The 19,922-nt window shown below is 34.2% G+C and carries 26 protein-coding genes and 1 tRNA gene; 22 read left to right on the forward strand and 5 right to left on the reverse strand.

Going from position 1 to position 19,922, the window contains the following annotated elements; all coding sequences use genetic code 11:
• Positions 1-2 precede the first annotated feature (2 nt).
• The 6 genes from pstB to K5790_RS00465 all read left to right on the forward strand — a co-directional run bounded on the left by pstB (position 3) and on the right by K5790_RS00465 (position 4,572).
• The gene (gene pstB / locus K5790_RS00440; protein WP_367182848.1) at positions 3-749 is read left to right on the forward strand and encodes a phosphate ABC transporter ATP-binding protein PstB; all 747 of its coding nucleotides are present in this window, start codon (positions 3-5) and stop codon (positions 747-749) included.
• Positions 750-1,406, forward strand: a complete 657-nt coding sequence (locus K5790_RS00445; RefSeq protein WP_297591754.1) for a PhoU domain-containing protein — start codon at positions 750-752, stop codon at positions 1,404-1,406.
• A gap of 104 nt (positions 1,407-1,510) precedes the next feature.
• Positions 1,511-2,140 (forward strand): DUF47 domain-containing protein, encoded by a 630-nt coding sequence (locus K5790_RS00450; RefSeq protein WP_297591755.1) that lies wholly within the window; start codon positions 1,511-1,513, stop codon positions 2,138-2,140.
• 9 nt (positions 2,141-2,149) lie between these two features.
• On the forward strand, positions 2,150-3,136 hold the full coding sequence (locus K5790_RS00455; protein ID WP_297591756.1) for an inorganic phosphate transporter: 987 nt from the start codon (positions 2,150-2,152) through the stop codon (positions 3,134-3,136).
• Positions 3,137-3,187: 51 nt separating this feature from the next.
• Complete coding sequence (locus K5790_RS00460; protein ID WP_297591757.1) at positions 3,188-4,273, forward strand: sodium-dependent bicarbonate transport family permease; 1,086 nt, start codon at positions 3,188-3,190, stop codon at positions 4,271-4,273.
• Entirely contained in the window at positions 4,270-4,572 is a 303-nt protein-coding gene (locus K5790_RS00465; RefSeq protein ID WP_297591758.1) for a DUF3240 family protein, read from the forward strand. Before K5790_RS00460 ends, K5790_RS00465 begins: the two co-directional genes overlap by 4 nt.
• Here the strand turns inward: K5790_RS00465 and K5790_RS00470 are convergent.
• Positions 4,569-4,868 carry a helix-turn-helix transcriptional regulator gene (locus K5790_RS00470; RefSeq protein WP_297591759.1) on the reverse strand — a complete coding sequence of 100 codons (300 nt, stop codon included), beginning with the start codon at positions 4,866-4,868 and terminating at the stop codon, positions 4,569-4,571. The two genes, K5790_RS00465 and K5790_RS00470, sit on opposite strands and share 4 nt — an antisense overlap.
• Positions 4,869-4,908: 40 nt before the next feature.
• On the opposite strand from K5790_RS00470, the gene K5790_RS00475 reads away from it, so the two are divergent.
• The 12 genes from K5790_RS00475 (at position 4,909) to K5790_RS00530 (ending at position 15,040) form a co-directional block, all read left to right on the forward strand.
• The gene (locus tag K5790_RS00475; protein ID WP_297591760.1) at positions 4,909-5,313 is read left to right on the forward strand and encodes an arsenate reductase ArsC; all 405 of its coding nucleotides are present in this window, start codon (positions 4,909-4,911) and stop codon (positions 5,311-5,313) included.
• A 2-nt stretch (positions 5,314-5,315) separates the two neighbouring features.
• Positions 5,316-5,999 (forward strand): MIP/aquaporin family protein, encoded by a 684-nt coding sequence (locus K5790_RS00480; RefSeq protein ID WP_297591761.1) that lies wholly within the window; start codon positions 5,316-5,318, stop codon positions 5,997-5,999.
• Positions 6,000-6,021: 22 nt separating this feature from the next.
• Positions 6,022-7,302, forward strand: a complete 1,281-nt coding sequence (hemL, locus tag K5790_RS00485) for a glutamate-1-semialdehyde 2,1-aminomutase (RefSeq protein WP_297591762.1) — start codon at positions 6,022-6,024, stop codon at positions 7,300-7,302.
• Positions 7,299-8,234, forward strand: coding sequence for a hydroxymethylbilane synthase (gene hemC, locus K5790_RS00490; RefSeq protein ID WP_297591763.1), 936 nt, complete (start codon positions 7,299-7,301; stop codon positions 8,232-8,234). The genes hemL and hemC overlap by 4 nt, the downstream gene beginning before the upstream one ends.
• Positions 8,231-8,971 (forward strand): uroporphyrinogen-III C-methyltransferase, encoded by a 741-nt coding sequence (gene cobA / locus K5790_RS00495; protein ID WP_297591764.1) that lies wholly within the window; start codon positions 8,231-8,233, stop codon positions 8,969-8,971. The genes hemC and cobA overlap by 4 nt, the downstream gene beginning before the upstream one ends.
• Before the next feature lie 2 nt (positions 8,972-8,973).
• Positions 8,974-9,771: a uroporphyrinogen-III synthase gene (locus K5790_RS00500; protein WP_297592950.1), complete on the forward strand. Its 798-nt coding sequence runs from the start codon at positions 8,974-8,976 to the stop codon at positions 9,769-9,771.
• A gap of 90 nt (positions 9,772-9,861) precedes the next feature.
• Complete coding sequence (gene sufB / locus K5790_RS00505) at positions 9,862-11,262, forward strand: Fe-S cluster assembly protein SufB (RefSeq protein ID WP_297591765.1); 1,401 nt, start codon at positions 9,862-9,864, stop codon at positions 11,260-11,262.
• A gap of 25 nt (positions 11,263-11,287) precedes the next feature.
• Positions 11,288-12,688 carry a Fe-S cluster assembly protein SufD gene (gene sufD, locus K5790_RS00510; RefSeq protein WP_297591766.1) on the forward strand — a complete coding sequence of 467 codons (1,401 nt, stop codon included), beginning with the start codon at positions 11,288-11,290 and terminating at the stop codon, positions 12,686-12,688.
• Positions 12,689-12,693: 5 nt separating this feature from the next.
• Positions 12,694-13,002, forward strand: coding sequence for a Rieske (2Fe-2S) protein (locus K5790_RS00515; RefSeq protein ID WP_367182818.1), 309 nt, complete (start codon positions 12,694-12,696; stop codon positions 13,000-13,002).
• 4 nt (positions 13,003-13,006) lie between these two features.
• Positions 13,007-14,251, forward strand: coding sequence for a cysteine desulfurase (locus K5790_RS00520; protein ID WP_297591768.1), 1,245 nt, complete (start codon positions 13,007-13,009; stop codon positions 14,249-14,251).
• A complete protein-coding gene (locus K5790_RS00525) occupies positions 14,248-14,691 on the forward strand; it encodes an iron-sulfur cluster assembly scaffold protein (RefSeq protein WP_297591769.1) in 444 nt (147 codons plus the stop codon). Before K5790_RS00520 ends, K5790_RS00525 begins: the two co-directional genes overlap by 4 nt.
• 1 nt (position 14,692) lies before the next feature.
• A complete protein-coding gene (locus tag K5790_RS00530) occupies positions 14,693-15,040 on the forward strand; it encodes a hypothetical protein (protein ID WP_297591770.1) in 348 nt (115 codons plus the stop codon).
• Here K5790_RS00530 and pgk read toward each other — a convergent pair.
• Positions 15,033-16,241: a phosphoglycerate kinase gene (pgk, locus tag K5790_RS00535; protein WP_297591771.1), complete on the reverse strand. Its 1,209-nt coding sequence runs from the start codon at positions 16,239-16,241 to the stop codon at positions 15,033-15,035. The two genes, K5790_RS00530 and pgk, sit on opposite strands and share 8 nt — an antisense overlap.
• A gap of 137 nt (positions 16,242-16,378) precedes the next feature.
• On the opposite strand from pgk, the gene K5790_RS00540 reads away from it, so the two are divergent.
• Positions 16,379-17,047, forward strand: a complete 669-nt coding sequence (locus K5790_RS00540) for a phosphatase PAP2 family protein (RefSeq protein ID WP_297591772.1) — start codon at positions 16,379-16,381, stop codon at positions 17,045-17,047.
• On the opposite strand, the gene K5790_RS00545 is transcribed toward K5790_RS00540, so the two are convergent.
• Positions 17,036-17,347 carry a hypothetical protein gene (locus K5790_RS00545; protein WP_297591773.1) on the reverse strand — a complete coding sequence of 104 codons (312 nt, stop codon included), beginning with the start codon at positions 17,345-17,347 and terminating at the stop codon, positions 17,036-17,038. The two genes, K5790_RS00540 and K5790_RS00545, sit on opposite strands and share 12 nt — an antisense overlap.
• 136 nt (positions 17,348-17,483) lie before the next feature.
• On the opposite strand from K5790_RS00545, the gene K5790_RS00550 reads away from it, so the two are divergent.
• Both K5790_RS00550 and K5790_RS00555 read left to right on the forward strand, forming a co-directional pair.
• Positions 17,484-18,428: an ATPase V gene (locus tag K5790_RS00550; protein WP_297591774.1), complete on the forward strand. Its 945-nt coding sequence runs from the start codon at positions 17,484-17,486 to the stop codon at positions 18,426-18,428.
• 47 nt (positions 18,429-18,475) lie between these two features.
• Positions 18,476-19,078 carry a hypothetical protein gene (locus tag K5790_RS00555; RefSeq protein WP_297591775.1) on the forward strand — a complete coding sequence of 201 codons (603 nt, stop codon included), beginning with the start codon at positions 18,476-18,478 and terminating at the stop codon, positions 19,076-19,078.
• Here the strand turns inward: K5790_RS00555 and K5790_RS00560 are convergent.
• Positions 19,072-19,386 (reverse strand): DNA-binding protein, encoded by a 315-nt coding sequence (locus K5790_RS00560; RefSeq protein ID WP_297591776.1) that lies wholly within the window; start codon positions 19,384-19,386, stop codon positions 19,072-19,074. The two genes, K5790_RS00555 and K5790_RS00560, sit on opposite strands and share 7 nt — an antisense overlap.
• 121 nt (positions 19,387-19,507) lie before the next feature.
• Between K5790_RS00560 and K5790_RS00565 the strand changes: the two genes are divergently transcribed.
• Positions 19,508-19,608 (forward strand) — tRNA-Leu (locus K5790_RS00565).
• A gap of 41 nt (positions 19,609-19,649) precedes the next feature.
• Here the strand turns inward: K5790_RS00565 and K5790_RS00570 are convergent.
• Positions 19,650-19,772, reverse strand: a complete 123-nt coding sequence (locus tag K5790_RS00570) for a hypothetical protein (protein ID WP_297591777.1) — start codon at positions 19,770-19,772, stop codon at positions 19,650-19,652.
• Positions 19,773-19,922: the final 150 nt, after the last annotated feature.

Consider the following 19,922-nt stretch of genomic DNA (forward strand, 5'->3'; position numbering starts at 1 on the left):
AGATGATTGCAGAAAATGTAACTATAAAGTACGGTGATTTCGAAGCTGTAAAAAACATCACAATGAAATTTCCTGAAAAATCGGTGACAGCATTGATTGGGCCTTCAGGATGTGGGAAAACTACTTTTCTTAGATGTTTAAACAGAATGCATGATATGACAAAAAATGCTAAAGTGATTGGTAAAGTAATGCTTGACAATATTGATCTTTATGATAAGTCAATTGATCCTATCTATCACAGACGAAAGGTTGGGATGGTATTCCAGAAACCTAACCCTTTTCCAACCATGTCTATATATGATAATGTGACAGCAGGACTAAAACTCAATGGAGTTAGAGATAAAAAAATTCTTGATGAAATTGTTGAAGACTCTTTGAAGATGGCATATCTATGGGATGAAGTTAAAAATGACTTAAAAAAATCTGCAATTGAATTATCTGGTGGACAACAACAGCGTCTTTGTATTGCACGTGCATTAGCAATACAACCCGAAGTGTTGTTAATGGATGAGCCTGCTTCTGCACTTGATCCTATTGCAACACAAAAAATTGAAGAAACCATTACAGAATTAAAAAAAGAGTATACAATTATTATTGTAACCCATAATATGCAACAAGCTGTTAGGGTTTCTGATTATACTGGATTCATGTATCTTGGTGATCTAGTTGAATTTAGAGAAACAAAAAAGCTCTTTACAGATCCAAAAAATGATTTGACTGCAAAATATGTACAAGGACAGTTTGGTTAAATGGCTAGGCTAATAGATCCTTCTTTGCAAAAACTCTCCTTTATCATGGGCGAAATGGGTGATATGGTTACCGAATCTATTTCCCTTGCTATTGACTCCTACCTTGATGGTACAAACACTATGGATAAAGTACTTGCTTTATCTGATTCTATTCGTTCAAAGTATTTTGAAGTTGAAGACTTGACATTTGACATGCTTTTAAAATATCAACCAGTTGCAGATGATTTCAGATTAATTCGATCATCTACAGAAATTTCTTATGCATTTTCAAGATTTGGAAGATATGCATATGATATCACTCAAGTTCGAGATTTATTCGGTGATGTGTCTGAATGCAAAAATGCCTCTTTGGTTGAATCATCAAAAAAAGTCAAACATATGATCAAAGAAGCAGTTTTGTCATTTGCAGAGCTTGATGTAAGAAAAGCAATCAAAATTCGTGAAGATGAAAAGGTAATTGATCAAATTTACAAAGAGCGACTTCCCAAACTCATTGAATCAAAAAATACCAAATGTGCTTTAGCAGAAGCCCTACTATTGAGATATCTTGAAAGAATTGGAGATCATGCAGTGTTCATGAGTGATGCCATTAATTACATTGTTACTGGAAAACATAGACCTAGTGAGGAAAGGATAGCTTCTCATACTAAAAATTAATCCTAATTTTAAATCATTAACTAATCGTAATTTTTACATTTTTTAGAATAAGATCTATAGTTGCTATATGATGGTTTATTACTTACGTAATTTTCGTAAACAATATGGGACAATGGCTATCTTGGATTAAATCCAACGAAAAAGAACTTTTAACAATTCTTGATAACTTAGCAAAAAAAGCTGTGGAGACATCTGAAGCCGTAGTTGTCTTACTATCTGATCTAAACAATGTTGAACAGCATCAAAAAATTCATCGACTTGAAACAGAGGCTGATCAATTAACTCGTGATATTTTCTCCGAACTAAACAAGACCTTCATCACTCCGCTTGATCGTGAAGATATGCAGAGAATAGCCTCAAAAATCGATGATGTCATTGATTTCATGGATGGAATTGCTGCAAGACTATACAGTTATCAAATTACTGAAACTCCACCGTATTGTCTAAAAATGGCTGATGAGCTTGTTAAAGCCACTCAAGAAGTTCAATACATGATATCAAAATTACAGAAAATAAAAAATCCAAAAGACATGATTGAGCACTGCAGAAACACAAGTGATATTGAGCATGCAGTTGATGATTTGTATAGAGATGCAATCAAAGAACTGTTTGAATCAAATGATGCAATCAAAATCATTAAACTAAAAGATATCTATGAAACAATGGAGACAGCATCTGATAGATGTGTAGATGTTGCAGATGTCATTGAGGATATCGTTTTAAAATATACCTGAGATGATTACATGTTAGAGCTAGCAATAGGCGCAATAATTGTAGCACTAATCTTTGATTTTGTAAATGGATTCAATGATTCGGCAAATTCTGTTGCAACTGTGATTGGTACTCGTGTTTTAAAACCAATTCAAGCAGTAGGATTGTCTGCTGCAATGAATTTCATTGGGCCATTTGTTTTTGGTGTTGCAGTAGCCACTACCATTGCAAAAGGAATAGTCAGTCCTGATGATATTACTGTCTATATGATAGTGGGTGGCTTGTCTGGCGCAATTGCATGGAGTACTCTATGTACATATTTTGGATTGCCTATCTCAAACAGCCATTCTCTAATTGGAGGCATAATGGGTGCCGGCATTGCAGGATTAGGATTTGAAAAATTAGTTCTAGGTGGACTAACAAAAGTATTTGCAGGAATTGTTATTGCTCCAATAGGTGGAATAATCTTTGGACTTTTACTAACAACTGCAATCATTACTATATTTGCAAGTAAAAGACCCGGACCTGTTAACAAAACTTTTGGAAGGCTACAAATCATTTCATCAGCTTGGTTTGCTTTAACTCACGGAGCAAATGATGGACAAAAAACTATGGGAATTATTGTATTGATATTATTCTCTGCTGGAATGATTCCAGATCTTGAAATGCCGCTATGGGTTATTTTTGCAGCTGCTACAGCTATGGGACTAGGAACTTTCTTTGGTGGATACAAAGTAATCAAAACATTAGGCGTAAAAATTACAAAACTCAAACCATATCAGGGATTTGCTGCAGAAACTGGTGGGGGTCTAATGTTGGCAATCTTTGCTGTATTTGGAATCCCTGCTAGTACCACCCATGCAATTACCGGAACTATAATGGGTTCAGGTGCTGCCCGTAGAAAACGCGCTGTAAGATGGAAGGTGAGTCGACAAATTGTGTTTTCATGGGTGATCACTATTCCTGGTGCTGCCTTATTTGGAATTGCCTTTACTTATGTTATTGATCTATTTGTGTGACTTTATCATACCTTGATTTTTATTTCAGCCAAATTTTTTTGATATATTATAATGGATGTTTTAGAACTAATTCAAGCTAATCTTCTTACGCCAATAATTCTATTCTTCCTGTTTGGAATTATTGCAGCAAGAATAAAGTCTGATTTGAAAATTCCTGAAGCAATTTCTGAATTTTTGCCAATCTATCTTCTTGCCGCAATCGGCCTTCATGGAGGAATAGAGATGAGAAACACTGGTTTTGAAAACATGTTACTTCCAATGTCAGTGGCAATTGGATTATCTCTGTTGTTTACTCTGAATCATTACCAGATACTTCGAAGATTAGGAAAATTCAATATCTTTGATTCGTATGCTCTAGCATCAACTTATGGTGCAGTAGGTGCAGTGCATTTCTCAGTTGGTTTATCATTTTTGAAAAATCAAGGAGTGACTTCTGAGGGTTACATTGCAGCAATTCTTGCAGTGTTAGAACCACTTGCATTTATTTTGGCAATATTTATGACAAACATGGCAGTTTCAAAACAGATCAAAGCCAAGAAACAATCTTTTGGAGATAATGACTCTGCTAAAATAGATGTTGGATCAAGTCAAACAAAAACAAAACTTTCTCAAGTACTACGTGAATCTATTACCGGAAAAGCTATTGTCATTCTTCTAGGTAGTATTGTAATTGGTTACATTATCGGTGAGGACGGTTTTGAATCCATCAAGATTGTTTTTGATGAAATGTTTACTGGAGCATTAGTGATTTTCATGATTGAAATGGGAATTATAGCCGGTCAAAGACTAGATGATATTAAAAAAGTAGGTATTTTTCTTACTGCATTTGCCATAATTGTGCCTGTGTTCAATGGAATAATTGGGGTTCTAGTTGCAACTATGCTGGGATTAAGCATTGGAGGAGCAGTTATGTTTGGATTGCTGATGGCAAGTGCATCATTTATTGCAGCACCTGCAGTTTTACGACATGCAATACCTCAAGCAAAACCCAGTCTATACATAACATCTGCTTTGGGAATTACATTTCCATTTAATATCATTGTTACATTACCAATCCTATTTTCAATATCTACACTTGTTCACACTGGAGAGGGAACGATAGACTTATTCCAACAAATTGCGGAGGTATTTCGATGAAACTCTACACTGTAAAGTTACTAACAATTACCTGTGAAATTTTAGCACAAAAAAACATTATTGATATTTTAAAAAAACACAACATAACTGGATATACAACATATGAGGTTGATGGAAATGGTTCACGTGGATTAAGAGGTCAGGGTTTAAAAAATGAAAAAAATGTCAAAGTAGAAGTTATCATGAGAGAAGAAAAACTATCTGATGTGGTTGAGGAGATTTCTAGAACATTATTTGCAAATTTTGCAATAGTGCTTTATGTTAGTGATGTAGGTGTAGTAAGAATTGAAAAGTTCTAACAACAAGTGTCTTCTGAGCATAAAACAGGAATTTTTTTACTTGCCTTTGTAACATTTGAGATTAAATCTGATAACTGATTACTTGATATTGCATACATTGCTTTTTTACCTTCATCTCTTGATTTGACAATACCGCATTTTTTCAATGTCTTTAGATGGTGTGACACTAGGGGTTGATCTTTTTTTAATTTTTCAACAAAATCATTTACGCAAAGCTCCTTGTCTTTTTGTAATAATTCTAAAATCTCAAATCTTGTTTCGTCACATATGCATTTTAGAAGACTGATTCCATTCATATCAATTTAAATTTATATAAACTGATATTTATGTGATAGTATGGTTGAGCCTAAAAAATTACTTTTTGTATGCGTAGAGAATGCAGGCCGAAGTCAGATGGCCGAAGCATTCCTTAGAAAATATGCTCCTGATCTTCAGGTAGTTAGTGCAGGAACTAAACCCAATGTTGAGCTTAACCCAATTGTTGTAGATGTAATGAGTGAAATTGGAATTGATATGACAAATCAAAAACCAAAAGAATTAACCTCTCAAATGATAGAAGAATCAATTACCGTTAACATGGGGTGTATGGATAAGGAATCATGTCCTGCATTATTTGTAAAGGATGTGATTGATTGGAACATTCCAGATCCTAAAGGCAAAGACATTGCACAAGTTAGAGAAATTCGAGATAAAATAAAATCTCAAGTCATTGAACTCTTAGATTCTATTCAGGACAAATAGTAATGACATATTCAAATTTACAAATTTTTACTGTAGAGTTGATTGGAACATTTATTCTTGTAATATTTGCAACTGGCTCAATTGTATATGATGCAGAAGTCTTTGATGGTAAATTGGGAATCCCTTTTGCTGCTCTTGCACCATTTATTGCATTATTAATCGGAGTGTATTCTTTTGGAAAAATTTCTATGGCTCATTTTAATCCTGCAGTTACTATTGGTTATTACATTACAGGACATATCTCAAAAATTCAGATAGTATATTATTTTGCAGCTGAAATTATTGGAGCGATATTGGGTTCTTTGTTTGTTTTATTGTTTATTGGTGATAAAGCAAATCTTGGAGCAAATGCTCCTAACTATGATCATTCTATATTTTTAATATTTCCTGTTGAAGTATTGGCATCTGCCATGCTAATGGGTGTGATTTTTTATGTAGTTTATACAAAAGGATTGAAAGGATTTAGCGGTGTAGCGATTGGTGGAATTGTTGGATTGGATATTTTATTTTTAGCTTTTATTTCTGGAGCATCAATGAATCCTGCAAGAGCATTAGCTCCTGCGTTATTGTCTGGCTCTTTAGGTGATTTGTGGCTATATTGGAGTGCTCCATTTGTTGGAACTATAATTGTGGCATTTCTCTTTCGAAACAAATTCCAAGCCCAGCGAGCCTCAAATTACGAATAATAATGACTAATATTCAGAGTTGATGTTGTCTAATTCCAAAAAATTATTCAATATTGCCAAAAAAGTAATTCCTTCAGGAGTTAATAGTCCTGTTAGATATTTTGAGCCATATCCATTTTTTACGAAAAAAGCAAATGGTGCATACATTTGGGATGAGGACAATAATAGATACATTGATTTTTGCAATGGTTATGGTGCCTTACTGTTAGGACATAGACGAAAAGAGATTCTTGCTTCTGTAAAAAATCAACTCAATAAAGGAACTCTTTACTGTACTCCAACTGAAGCTGAAATTGAATTATCAAAACTAATCATTGGAAATTTTCCATCAATTGACAAAGTCCGACTAGTAAACACTGGTGGAGAAGCTACAATGACTGCAATTAGATTAGCGCGTGGTTTTACAAAAAAGAAAAAGATCATAAAGTTTGAAGGATGCTATCATGGCGCACATGATTCTGTATTAGTTAAAGCAGGATCTGGCTCAGCTCATAATGGAATTTCAGTATCTGATGGTGGATTAGATGAAGTATCAAAAAATACCCTTGTTGCACAGTATAACAATATAGAAGATTTTCAAAAAATAATTCGTAAAAATAAAGATATTGCTGGAGTTATTGTAGAGCCAATCTTAGCTAACATGGGATTGATTTTACCAGAAAAGAATTTTCTCTCTGATTTGAGAAAAATTACAAAAGAAAACGATATTCCATTAATTTTTGATGAGGTAGTTACAGGATTTCGTGTGGCCCCTGGTGGCGCCCAAGAACATTTTGGAATCAAACCTGATATTACTACAATGGCAAAAGCACTAAGCAATGGTTTTACAATATCTGCCGTTGGAGGGAGGAAAGAAATAATGGATTTGCTATCTCCTGCAGGTAAAGTCTATCAGGCCAGTACCTTTGCAGGAAATCCTATATCTGTTAGTGCTGCAATTAGTTCGATTAAGACAATTAACAAAATCAAAAATAAACTATATTCAAAACTAGAGCGATTCAATTTGTTACTTAGCACATCCATTGATGATATGGCAACAGACATGGGAATTGCTCACCAAATCAATTTTACTGCATCTATGTTTCAGATCTTCTTTACTAGCAAACCTGTAGTTGATTTTAAAACCTCAAAAAATGCAGATGCAAAAAAGTTTCAAAAAATGTTCAAGACATTACTAAAACATGGTATATTCATTGCACCATCACAATTTGAAGTGGTTTTTCTCTCTGATGCTCACACTGAAAATGATTTAAACAAAACACTTGATGCATATCATACTGCATTCAAATCGGTGAAAAATTGAAGTATGTAGTAGGTGCACGTGGTAGCCAATTATCAGTTGCACAAACAAACTGGGTAATTTCGGAATTAAAAAAAGCAAATCCTGATTCTGAATTTGAAATTAAAACCATCACAACAAAGGGTGATACTGATGCACGACCACTCTTTACAATTGATCAAAAAGGAATCTTTGAAAAAGAGGTTGATAAAGCCGTATCTCAAAATGAAATTGATTTTGCAGTTCATAGTCTCAAAGATGTTCCATCACAAATAGATGAAAGATTAACTTTGGCATGCATTCCAAAACGAGAAGTAGTCAATGATGTTTTTATCTCAACAGATAATTCAACTCTTGATACTATCAAATCTGGATCTGTTATAGGAACTAGTTCACTTAGACGTGCTGTACAAATTTCTAGAATTAGATCTGATGTTAAAGTAAAACCAATTCGTGGAAATATTGAGACCCGGATTAGAAAAGTTAATGGTGAAAATTATGATGCAGTTGTTCTTGCACAGGCTGGAATATCTAGATTGGGACTGGATGTAAAATACTCTCAACTGCCCATTGATGATTTTTCTCCCTCTCCAGGACAAGGGGCAATAGCTATTGTTGCACGTATTGATGATTCTCAAACCATTTCCATGCTAAAATTAATTGAAGATTCTAATTCAAGATTTGAGATAGAGGCAGAACGTGCTTTATCTGACTTTGTTGATTCTGGTTGTAGGTTTCCTGTAGGTGCATATGCAAAATCAAATGGATCCGAGATTACACTTGATGTGAAAGCATTCTCAGTTGATGGGAAAAAATCATTGCATGTGAAAAAATCTGGTGATAAAACAAATCCTGAATTTATTGGAAAGAGTGCAGGAGAAGAACTTCGTGAACAGGGAATAAATGATCTTGCATTAAATTGGAGAGAAAAAGTAGAGGAGTGGAATAATTTATGACTGGAAAAGTGTATCTTGTTGGAGCAGGACCTGGAGACAGTAAACTAATTACTTTGCGAGCAGTAGAATTACTCCAAAAGGCAGATGTTGTCTTGTATGACAGATTGGTAAGCAAAAAAATTATTTCAATGATTCCAAAGTCTGCAGAAAAAATCTATGTGGGAAGAGCAGTAGGTGATGATACTACTCATCAAAACTCTACAAATGATTTGATGGTAAAATATGCAAAATCTAGAAAAAATATTGTTAGACTAAAGGGTGGTGACCCAATTATCTTTGGACGTGGTGGTGAAGAGGCAGAATTTCTTAAAGAAAACAAAGTAAAGTATGAAATTGTTCCTGGAATTACTTCTGGAATTGGTTCTGCAACTTATGCAGGAATTCCTCTTACTCATAGAAAATTTGCATCTTCGGTAGTATTTGTAACTGGACATGAGGATCCTGAAAAGAAAACCGAAGTTGTAAAATGGAAAAGACTAGCAAAATCAGTTGATACCATAGTAATCATGATGGGGCTATCTCGAATTGATATTATTTGCAAGCAACTTATTGCTGGGGGTATGGATAAAAATACGCCTGTGGCTGTGATTCAGAATGGTACTACCCCTAAACAAAAAATGATCAAAGGAACTGTTTCTAATATTGCAAAAAAGATCAAAGAAAATAAAATCACCCCTCCTACAAACATCATAATTGGTAAAGTAGTTGATTTATCTGATATAATAGGATGGAAATAGAAATGCTGGATGGAAAGATAATCGCAATTACTCGCTCAGAAGATGATGCCTCAGAGTTCATAGAACTTGCAAACCAAAACAATGCAACCCCAATTGCATTGCCAACAATTGAGCTAGTTAGTAAGGGTGAAAAAATTGTCGATGAATTTTTAGAAGCAATTCAAAACTATGATCCTGACTATTCTGTTTTTATGAGCTCAAAGGCAGTCAAACTATTATTTGATACTGCACGAAAAGTCGGAAAACTGGAGAAACTACAATTGGCAGTTGCAAACACAAATGTGATGTCAGTTGGTCCAAAGACTACAGTTGCCTTAGAGCAAGAGGGTATCAAAGTAAATCATCAACCAACGACTTTTTCATCAGTAGGAGTTGGTGAGGAATTCACACAGCTCAATGTAGTTGGAAAAAAAGTAATTGTTCCACGTAGTGGTGCATCAACTCCATTTCTTAAGGAATTACTTGACAAGATTGGAATTGATGTTATGGAAATTCATCTTTATGATGTTTGCTCCTTTAGAGACACAACTCAATGGAATGGATTCAGAGAATTATTCTCACAAAACAAAATAGATGGTGTGATATTTACTAGTGCATCATCAGTTAGAGGCTTTTTTGATATAATGTCAAAAGACTATGATGAGAATTCCTTACTTGAGCATCTAGCAAAATTATCTGTAGTGTCTATTGGACCATTTACCTCAGATGAGCTAAAAAAATTCAAAGTCAAAAATACTGTTGCAGAGGTCCATACTGTTGCAGGGGCATTTGATGCGATAAAAAATACATTGACTGCTTGATCTATTCTAAACGCATAGAATTTAGCTCAACCTATTTAGCTGTGCCTATTTTTCCTCATGTATTTATAATATAACGGGGTTATGACGAGCATGGCCACAGAAAATCTTGACATGGATTATTCAAAATATGATTTTAAAGACTCTACAGAGTTGTATGTCCACCTTAGTAAGAAAGGACTCTCAAAAGAGACAGTAATTAGCATCAGTAAAATGAAAGATGAGCCACAATGGATGCTTGATTTTAGGTTAAGATCATTTGAGATCTTTATGAAAAAACCAATGCCAACTTGGGGTGGAGATCTTAGTACTATTGATTTTCAAAATATTTACTATTATGCAAAAGCATCTGATAAAGTAGAGAAGAGCTGGGATGATGTTCCAGATAACGTCAAAAAAACATTTGACAAACTTGGAATCCCAGAAGCAGAAAAGAAATTCTTAGCAGGTGTTGGTGCACAATACGAATCTGAAGTTGTATATCACAGTCTACGAGAAGACTTGGCAAAACAAGGAGTTCTCTTTTTAGATACTGATGCAGCTCTCAAAGAACATCCTGAAATTTTCAAAAAATATTTCGGTAAAATTATTCCTCCCGAGGATAACAAATTTGCAGCACTAAACAGCGCAGTTTGGAGTGGTGGCTCATTTATCTACATCCCACCAGGTGTCAAAGTCGACATGCCTCTACAAGCATACTTTAGAATTAACGCTGAAAACATTGGACAATTTGAAAGAACTCTAATCATTGCAGATGAAGGTTCTGAAGTTCATTACATTGAAGGATGCACAGCTCCTGTTTATTCTTCTGAATCATTGCATTCAGCAGTTGTTGAGCTTGTTGCACACAAAGATGCAAAATTACGTTACACCACAATTCAGAATTGGAGTAGCGATGTCTATAATCTAGTTACAAAACGTGCTTATGCATATGAAGGTGCAACCGTTGAATGGATTGATGGAAACATTGGAAGTAAACTTACAATGAAATATCCTGGAATCTATTTGATGGGCGAGAGAGCATATGGTGAAACACTATCTATTGCCTTTGCAGGCAAAGGTCAACATCAAGATACAGGCGCAAAAATGGTTCATCTTGCACCAAATACAACATCCAAGATTACATCAAAATCTGTCAGCAGATTAGATGGACGTTCAACTTACAGAGGATTACTCAATGTTGCAAAAGGTGCTACAAATGTCAAAGCCACTGTAAGATGTGATGCATTGCTATTAGATGATACATCAAAAACTGATACTTATCCATACATGGAAATCAACCAAGAGGATGCAACTATTACTCACGAAGCAACAGTTGGAAAAATTGGAGATGAACAAATCTTCTATTTGATGACAAGAGGCTTTACTGAAGAAGAAGCATTATCGTTAATCGTTAATGGCTTTATGGAACCTTTCACCAAAGAACTACCAATGGAATATGCAGTTGAACTAAACAGACTCATCAAACTAGAAATGGATGACTCTGTGGGATAGTTCCCTCACTTCCTTTTGAATTATCATGTCTCAAGAAACTTTATCAAAACTTAACTCAAGCCACATTGATGAGATTTCTTCATCCCGCAATGAACCTGACTGGCTAAAAGATTATAGAAAAAATTCTCTCTCTATCTATTCTAGCCTCCCAATAGAAATGTCTCCTTTATACAACAAATACACTGATGCAAAAAAAATGGATCCTGAAAAAGTATCTCTGTCAAACTCTACAACTGAAACAATACCAAGCTTTCTTGAAAAAAGATTGTCAGAATTACAAAATGAAATATGTGTTATTCAAATTGGAACTAACATTCACCGAATCAATCTTCCTGAAGATCTAAAATCAAAAGGACTTGTAATATCTTCAATATCTGATGCAATCAAAAACAATTCAGAACTTGTTAAAAAAGCATTAGAAGCATCAAACTCTAAAGATGATAAATTTACAGCACTAAACAATGCAGCCTTTAATTCAGGCGTATTTATTCACATTCCACGTAACCTGATGTTGGATAAAGCAATTCATTTTTTGACTTGCCTCTCTGAGGATGGTCACTCTACAATATCTAGAAATGTAATTTTTGCCGATGAGGGTAGCAAAGCAATAATTGTACAAGAGATGTATTCCCCAAAGATTGAAACACAACAAGCATATCTTGAATTACTAAACACAACTCTTGGAGCAAATGCCCAACTAGATGTTACAACTTTACAGATGATGGATCAAAACGCTGTAAACTTTTCAACTCGTAGAACCGATTTGGGACAAGATGCCAAAGTTAATTGGTACTCTGGTTTGTTTGGTTCAATGTTGTCTAGATACAGGATAGACTATTTCCTTAATGGTTCTGGCGCATCAACTAATGATTCAGAAGTAATATTTGGAAATAATGAACAATCATTTGATATTCAAACCAATGTTAATCATGAAAGCCCATCTACTGAAGCTAGAGTAGTTGAGAAATCAATTTTGCGAAACAAATCAAAATCTCTTTTCAAGGGAATGATTAGGATTAAAGAACATGCTGCAAAATCTAACTCATTCTTGTCTGGTCGCTCTATTTTACTAGATAAAGATGCAAAATCTGACGCAATTCCAGGACTGGAAATCTTTACAAATGATGTAAAGGCAACTCACTCTGCATCAGTTGCCCAAATTGATGAAGAGCAAATATTCTATCTTAAAACTAGATGTCTAAGCCATGAGGAAGCAGAGAGAACCATTGTTGAAGGATTCTTAGAGCCACTGTCAAGAAAGATGTCATTTCAAGTTAGAGCATGGATTGCATATCTTATTGAATCTAAATGGGATAACAAAGAACTTACAATAAACACCGATGAAGAATTAGCAAAGTTTGTCGAAATTGAAGAGACAAGATATAACGAAGACTCTGAAATTGAGCAGCACTACAAGTATAGGTGATTTTTTTGTCTGAATGGATAAAGGCTTGCAAATTAGACCAGGTAAAGGAAGGTCAGCTTTTTGGATTTACACATGATGATAAGAAAATACTTTTGGCAAATCAAAAGGGAAAAATTCATGCAACTGATTTGATTTGCACACATGCTGATGCTGATTTATCTACTGGAATTCTTAGTGAAGAAGGTGTAAGATGTCCATTACATCTCTCTGTTTTCAACTTGGAGAATGGAGAGCCACAAAATCTTCCAGCTGAAGTTGCACTCAAAGTATACAATGTTAAAATAGACGACAACGAAATTTATGTGGAGGTTTAAAGATATGCAAAGTCAACAATCAATTTTTGAAAATTTAAGAAAAGATTTTCCTATATTGTTAAGAACTGTTAGAGATAACAAACCACTAGTATATCTTGATAATGCATCAACTACACAAAAACCAAATCAAGTTATTGATTCTATTACTGATTACTATCAAAATCATAATGCTAACATCCACAGAGCAGTATATGCTTTAGCTGAAGAAGCTACAGAAGCTTATGAGCAAACCCGTGACAAGATTGCAAAATTCATTAACATAAAAGATCGTCAAGAAATTATCTTTGTAAGAGGTACAACTGAAGCAATTAATCTTGTTGCATATGCATGGGGAAGAGCCCATGTCAAAGAAGGTGACATTATTGTTACTACTGAATATGAACACCATAGCAATATTGTTCCATGGCAACTTCTTACTCAAGAAAAACATGCAAAACTAGAATACATTGGAATGAATGATGATGGAGAATTAATTCTAGATGATCTTGATAAAATACTCGCAACCGGAAAAGTAAAACTTGTAACTTTTAGTTTAATGTCCAATGTTTTGGGAACAATTACTGATGCCCAAAAAATCATTGAGAAATGTAAGGCAGCAGGAGTTTTGGCACTAATTGATGGCGCACAAGCAGTTCCTCACATGAAAGTTGATATTGAAAAACTAGGATGTGACTTTTTTGCATTTTCAGGTCATAAGATGCTAGGTCCTACAGGAATTGGTGTTTTGTGGGTAAAAAAATCTGTTTTAGAAACCATGAATCCATTCCATGGCGGTGGTGATATGATAAGAGAGGTTCACAAATACGAGACAACATGGAATGATTTGCCATACAAATTTGAAGCAGGAACCCCTAACATTGCTGACGTTGTAGGATTGGGGGCTGCAATTGACTATCTAACAAAGATTGGAATGGATAACATAAGAGAACATGAGATTGAATTGACTAAATATGCAATTGAAAAACTTTCACAAGTAAAAGGACTTCATATCTATGGAACCAAAGACATTTCAAAACGCGGAGGTGTGATTTCATTTAATTTTGCAGATGTTCATCCACACGATGTTGCACAAATCATTGATGAAGAAGGAATTGCAGTTAGATCTGGTCATCATTGTGCACAAGTACTAATGGAGAGATTAAATGTTGCAGCCACATCTAGGGCAAGCTTTTACATTTACAATAATCATGCCGATGTAGATGCACTGGTTAATTCATTAAATACTGTTGCGAGGCTGTTTAAACTATGAGTAGTAATGCCGATATTTATCATGAAATGATTGTTGATTATTCAAGAAATCCAATCAACTATGGAAAAATTGAAGATCATGATGTGACATTTCATGATTCAAATCCATTATGCGGTGATAGCATTGACATTGATATGAAAATTGATGATAACAAAGTAAGTGATATAAAATTTCATGGAAAAGGCTGTGCTATTTGCATTGCATGTTCCTCTGTTTTAACTGAAATTACAAAAGGCAAAAGTCTTGATGAAGTCAGAAAAATTGAGAAAAATGATGTTCTTAGTGAATTAGGTCTTGAACATCTCCAAGCGGTTAGAATAAAATGTGCTTTGTTATCATTGAAAGTTCTAAAATCTGCACTTTACACCTATCTTGGAAAGCATCTAAAAGATTCTCCTGATATGGATAAACTAAAAGAAGAGGCAGCCAATCTGTATTAGCATGAGTGATTTTACTCCTGCAACTCCTATTGAACTTCAAATAAGAAAAATAATCTTTGAGAAATTCAATAATGTAGATGATAAATTCACCAATGATGAAATCTTTGAAATAATCAAAAAAAATGGTGACATTGATCCTTCTTGGATTATTGATGATGCTGAATCCTTCTTTACAAAAATCTGTGATTCTGGTTTGGTAAGAAATATTGCACAAAATTTCACTACTATCTGGATGAAACTATTTGATCCTGTGGAAAAACTACATTGTAATTCTTGTAACAATGATATCTATCTTGGAACATCCGAGGACAGAATATGTCCCAATACTTCTTGTAATTCTTCTATTTAGAACGATATTTTATTGCAGCCTCTTCAAGAGCTTTAATCATTGGTAATTTTTCTCCTGTAAGATACAAGACCAAAGCTCCGCCTGCAGTGCTTACATGATCAATCTTGTCAGCTAATCCTTGTTGTTTTAATGCTGTAGTTAAATGGCCTCCGCTGACAATTGTAGTGGCCATTGAATTTGCAACTGCATTTAGTAGTTCTTTTGTTCCATACCTGAATCTTTCTTTTTCAAAAAATCCTGCTGGACCACTAAAAAATACAGTTCCTGCACCTGAAATTAATTTTGAATAATACTCTACAGTTTTTGGACCCAAATCATAAATTTTATCACCTTTTCCCATCTCTCTTACGTCCATCTCGATTCTCTCACCATCTTTGTCAATTGCAATATCTACAGGAGTAGCAAAAACATCTGGATATTCACCAATTAATGCATGTGCTTTTGCTACTACTTCATCTTCTCGTTTAATTCCTAACGGTGATTTTATTCTGGCCTGTGCTCTCATGAACACATTTCCAATTAGTCCAGTTAGCAAAACATGGTCTGCCCTGCCATTTTGAATTAGTTGCTTGATTGCCTCCAGTCTGTCTATTACTTTGGAGCCTCCAAGTACAATCACGTGTGGTGCCTTGGCTACAGTCATTATTTCATCTAGATTTCTAACTTCTCGCTCTACAATTCTTCCTGCACATGCAGGAAGTACTTGTGCAAATCCAACAATTGATGGATGTGATCTGTGGGCACTAGGAAAGGAATCCAATACTACAAGATCAAATAATTTGGCTAACCGCGTTACCATGATTGTTTTAGCTGCATTTTCTGGTTTGAATTCATAATTTTCTTCAGCACACAGTCTTAGGTTGTCTAATAGTAGGATGTCTCCATCTTGTAAATTCTTAATTGCATTTTGTGCAGCTTCTCCAATTGTATCTTCAACATATTTTATTTTTTTATTCATAAATTTTTCAAGAACTTTTGCATGTTTGTCCATTCCTGTATAATCATTGTTTCCAACTCTTCCTTGGTGAGACGCTACTACAACTTTGGCATCTTTAAGAGATTGCAATGTCTCAATTGCCTCTTCGATTCTTTTAGTACCTGAAATTTCTAGTGTATCTGGATCAATTGGACAATTCATATCGACTCTCAAAAAAACAGTCTTGCCTTTTAGATCAAAATCATCTAGTGTGAGTACTTTCACGACTTTTCTATTATGCACTTGGTTAAATTCTTTGAGCCGATCAGAATTATTTTCCCCAATCGTGTTTCTAAATAATGTTCTGCAATTCCAAAACTTATGTATTGTTAAAAATTAAAAATCACTTGAGGTTTAATTAATTGCAAAATTGGATTTTTGATATTAGGTCACGTTCATTTGTATTACTGACAATATTATTTCTGATTTTAACTACGCTTGTTTACTATGGGATAACTGAGAGTTTTGATCAAAGTGTAATAGAATATTTTTCTCAAAATGTAGGTAATACTTCACTAGACCTCTTTATGCAGTATGTTACTGAAAGTGGTGAAGCTCTTTGGATGTTAGGATTTGGAATACTGATGTTGGTTATTCCAAAAACAAGAAGAATCGGAATAACCCTGATGATTTTGATTGTACTCTCTACACTTCTAACTGGATATATCAAATGTGGGGTAGATAGAGAAAGACCTGATTTTGAATACGAGGGTGCTCCATTCCCAGTTCCAATTAGCAAGGATACATTTGCTTTATTTTGTGAGGGTGGCTATGACGCATCTTTTCCATCTGGGCACGCTGCAAGATCTGTGATATTTGCGATAATCTTAGGTTATGCCTTATCTGAACGATTTCCACGTGGTGCTTATTTGATGTTCTTGTATCCTGTCATGATATCTATTAGCAGAATCTATGTTTTACAACACTATCCAATGGATGTGATTGGTGGGGCAGTAATTGGTGTGATGCTTGCAGGTGTATTGGCAAAGAGAACAAAATTATACAAATTTTTTGAAAAATCAAAAACCTAAATCTGAAACTACATTACTACTAATCAAAACTATTGCATAATGATCATCATCATGGTGATACGTCCAATATCTAATATCTCTGGTTTCATTTTTTTGTTTTAACCCATACGTCACACCTGTGGTAACTGTATATCCTATTCTTTTTGCAATTTTTGATTCCTTTGGCATCAAAACCCTGAATCCTTCTTTCTTATCTTTGAATCCTAATCTTACCATATCTTCAACTGCATCTGCAGCGTCTTTTTCATCTTTTAGATCATATGTTTTTGATATTGGCAAATCTTTTGGATGAAAATCCATGATTTTAATAAAATCTCTGTACTAATATTTTTTAAAAAATGTTTTTTGCGATCAAAGTTAGTTAATTTTCTTAACTGGTAAGTCAAATCATGATTATATTAACAACTTAACCGAGTCATTTGCTTTGATTTGATTATTGGCATCATTAGAAAAATTAGTAGTAAAACTACGCCAAAAGAAACAAGAGGCAACAAAGCTTAGAAAAAAGGCTGAACAGCAACTCAAAGAGTTCCGTTCTGCAGAAAGACGATCTTTATCATCATTAAATACAATTGATAAAAAAATTGAATCCGCCAAAGAAGACACATCTGATCTTTCAGATGTTCTTACTCAAAAAACTGCTCAGATAGAGAGTATTGAGAGATTGGTTAATGCTGCCCAAGAACGACTAGTCAGAGAAAAAGAAGTACTTGAGCAAGTTCAACAAGAAATAGAATTTTCAGATAATCCCGAGGAAAAACAGAATGCTGAGGCTAGATTACGCTCAATTAATGATCGAATTGAAGAGCTTAATTCTGAGATTAAAAATAGGCAAAAAACTGCTAAAAAAATATCTGATGAAGTTGCAAAATATTCTGCAATTAAATCCAAGATTGCAACAAAAATTCAAAAACAATCACAATCAAAACCCTCCTTACGAGAAACTATGGCTTCTAGTAGAAAAGAAGCAGCAAAACTTGTAAAAGAATTAGAACGACGTATCAAAGCAGAAGAATCTGCAAAAAATGCATTAGATAAGGTCTCTACAAAACTTCAGGAATTATTAGATAAACGAAAAACAGCTAAAAAGAGACCAGCAAAAAAGAAAACTGCAGCTAAAAAGAGACCAGCAAAAAAGAAAACTGCATCTAAAAAGAGACCAGCAAAAAAGAAAACTGCAGCTAAAAAGAGACCAGCAAAAAAGAAAACTGCATCTAAAAAGAGACCAGCAAAAAAGAAAACTGCAGCTAAAAAGAGACCAGCAAAAAAGAAAACTGCAGCTAAAAAGAGACCAGCAAAAAAGAAAACTGCAGCTAAAAAGAGACCAGCAAAAAAGAAAACTGCAGCTAAAAAGAGACCAGCAAAAAAGAAAAGAAGATAGCTAATACCTCTTATATGATATTGAAGTAATGATTTAATTAAATTATAATGAAAAAACGTGGACCGATAATTGCTATTGTTGGAGTGATTATGGTGATGGCCTCTCTTTCTATAGCAATGTCTATTGTTCCATCAACCATGATTGATTCTAATTCTTTACAGGCCTCTTCTCTTTTTGAAGGAATGTTTGATGAAGTTTCAAATGAGATTCAAATTATGCCTGGAAAATCTGAATATGTCTCCTATAGTACACTTTCAAATGTTCCATTACTTTGGGGAATTCAAATTAATGATTACCAGCCTGATGATTTACTTTCAATAAAAATATCCAATATTTTTGGAGATGAATATGGAACATTTACACAAGATTCACCGATTCTTTTTGATATGTTGGAAATCAAACAATCTGATACTTTGAATTTAGAAATTCAAAATCTTGGTCCGAGAAATGTTCACATTGTAACAATGTTTTCTGAAGATCCTGAAAACTCTGATGCCTTTTCTAATCCTAATTCTCCAATTGCAACTATGATATTGCCTCTTGCCATTTCTGGATTTTTTCTAATTTTGGGAGCAATTGTTACGATAGTTGGAATAATTGTAATTTTAGTTGATTGGAAAAATAATCAAAACAATAAAAGAAATTATTGAGGATTGATCTCCATCTGACCAAATTTGCCTTTGGTTAGAGATACTTCTCCTTTAAACTCATTTGTATATCCATTAGTAATGACAACTCTATCTCCAACATTTACTGCTTTGATATCGTCACCCCACAATGTGAGTTTCATTTGGTCATCTTCAGTCTCACCGTTAGAAATTATTGCATCACAGACATCCACTGTTCCTCCGCTTTTGAGATTCACAGTTCTTGGGTCTCCTTTGCTCTTTACTTCGGCGTCTACGTTAACCCCACTTCGCATTTTTTTTGCTTGTGAAATTGGTATGAATTCTGCCATCTATTTTTGAAACAAATTTGCACGATTATAAGCTTTGTTAAAAAATCTTCAAAATCATGGATCAATTATTTTCTATACTCTAATAGCAATTGAAAAATATCGGTCTATTGCATTTCTTTTTGCAGAGGTATCGAAGCCCGGTCAACCGAGAGGGACTCAAGATCTTCTAAATAGGAAATCCCTTCTCTCAGGAGTTCGTGGGTTCAAATCCCACCCTCTGCATTATTTAATATTCAAAATTGATTTGTTTAAAATTGCACAAATTATGCAACTAGAACTTTAACTTTGGTTATAGAATGATTTGATATTTTTTTATGAACTTCGGCTAATTCTTTTTCTTTAAAAGTTAGATTGCATCTAAAACACTTCCAAATGGCCTCAGTCATGAATAAATATAAGTACAAATTGCTTATAAAGATATTGCATGATTGATCCAATTTGTTACAAATCATGATCAATGTTTTGAAAATTATGTAATTTTTATAATTTTTTAGATCATTTTGAAATTATTTCCTGACTAGTTAATGATCCAAGGG

The organism is Nitrosopumilus sp. (assembly GCF_025698945.1).
GTDB lineage: Archaea > Thermoproteota > Nitrososphaeria > Nitrososphaerales > Nitrosopumilaceae > Nitrosopumilus.

Excerpts from the sequence above, each read along its gene's own strand:
- K5790_RS00460 (WP_297591757.1), top strand. The coding sequence starts at position 3,188 with ATGGATGTTTTAGAACTAATTCAAGCTAATCTTCTTACGCCAATAATT.
- sufD (WP_297591766.1), top strand. The coding sequence starts at position 11,288 with ATGTCTCAAGAAACTTTATCAAAACTTAACTCAAGCCACATTGATGAG.
- K5790_RS00520 (WP_297591768.1), top strand. The coding sequence starts at position 13,007 with ATGCAAAGTCAACAATCAATTTTTGAAAATTTAAGAAAAGATTTTCCT.
- K5790_RS00530 (WP_297591770.1), top strand. The coding sequence starts at position 14,693 with ATGAGTGATTTTACTCCTGCAACTCCTATTGAACTTCAAATAAGAAAA.
- K5790_RS00555 (WP_297591775.1), top strand. The coding sequence starts at position 18,476 with ATGAAAAAACGTGGACCGATAATTGCTATTGTTGGAGTGATTATGGTG.
- K5790_RS00525 (WP_297591769.1), top strand. The coding sequence starts at position 14,248 with ATGAGTAGTAATGCCGATATTTATCATGAAATGATTGTTGATTATTCA.
- hemL (WP_297591762.1), top strand. The coding sequence starts at position 6,022 with ATGTTGTCTAATTCCAAAAAATTATTCAATATTGCCAAAAAAGTAATT.
- K5790_RS00470 (WP_297591759.1), bottom strand. The coding sequence starts at position 4,868 with ATGAATGGAATCAGTCTTCTAAAATGCATATGTGACGAAACAAGATTT.
- cobA (WP_297591764.1), top strand. The coding sequence starts at position 8,231 with ATGACTGGAAAAGTGTATCTTGTTGGAGCAGGACCTGGAGACAGTAAA.
- K5790_RS00475 (WP_297591760.1), top strand. The coding sequence starts at position 4,909 with ATGGTTGAGCCTAAAAAATTACTTTTTGTATGCGTAGAGAATGCAGGC.
- K5790_RS00450 (WP_297591755.1), top strand. The coding sequence starts at position 1,511 with ATGGGACAATGGCTATCTTGGATTAAATCCAACGAAAAAGAACTTTTA.
- K5790_RS00455 (WP_297591756.1), top strand. The coding sequence starts at position 2,150 with ATGTTAGAGCTAGCAATAGGCGCAATAATTGTAGCACTAATCTTTGAT.
- K5790_RS00570 (WP_297591777.1), bottom strand. The coding sequence starts at position 19,772 with ATGACTGAGGCCATTTGGAAGTGTTTTAGATGCAATCTAACTTTTAAA.
- K5790_RS00500 (WP_297592950.1), top strand. The coding sequence starts at position 8,974 with ATGCTGGATGGAAAGATAATCGCAATTACTCGCTCAGAAGATGATGCC.
- K5790_RS00465 (WP_297591758.1), top strand. The coding sequence starts at position 4,270 with ATGAAACTCTACACTGTAAAGTTACTAACAATTACCTGTGAAATTTTA.
- sufB (WP_297591765.1), top strand. The coding sequence starts at position 9,862 with ATGGCCACAGAAAATCTTGACATGGATTATTCAAAATATGATTTTAAA.
- K5790_RS00545 (WP_297591773.1), bottom strand. The coding sequence starts at position 17,347 with ATGGATTTTCATCCAAAAGATTTGCCAATATCAAAAACATATGATCTA.
- pstB (WP_367182848.1), top strand. The coding sequence starts at position 3 with ATGATTGCAGAAAATGTAACTATAAAGTACGGTGATTTCGAAGCTGTA.
- K5790_RS00560 (WP_297591776.1), bottom strand. The coding sequence starts at position 19,386 with ATGGCAGAATTCATACCAATTTCACAAGCAAAAAAAATGCGAAGTGGG.
- K5790_RS00480 (WP_297591761.1), top strand. The coding sequence starts at position 5,316 with ATGACATATTCAAATTTACAAATTTTTACTGTAGAGTTGATTGGAACA.
- K5790_RS00445 (WP_297591754.1), top strand. The coding sequence starts at position 750 with ATGGCTAGGCTAATAGATCCTTCTTTGCAAAAACTCTCCTTTATCATG.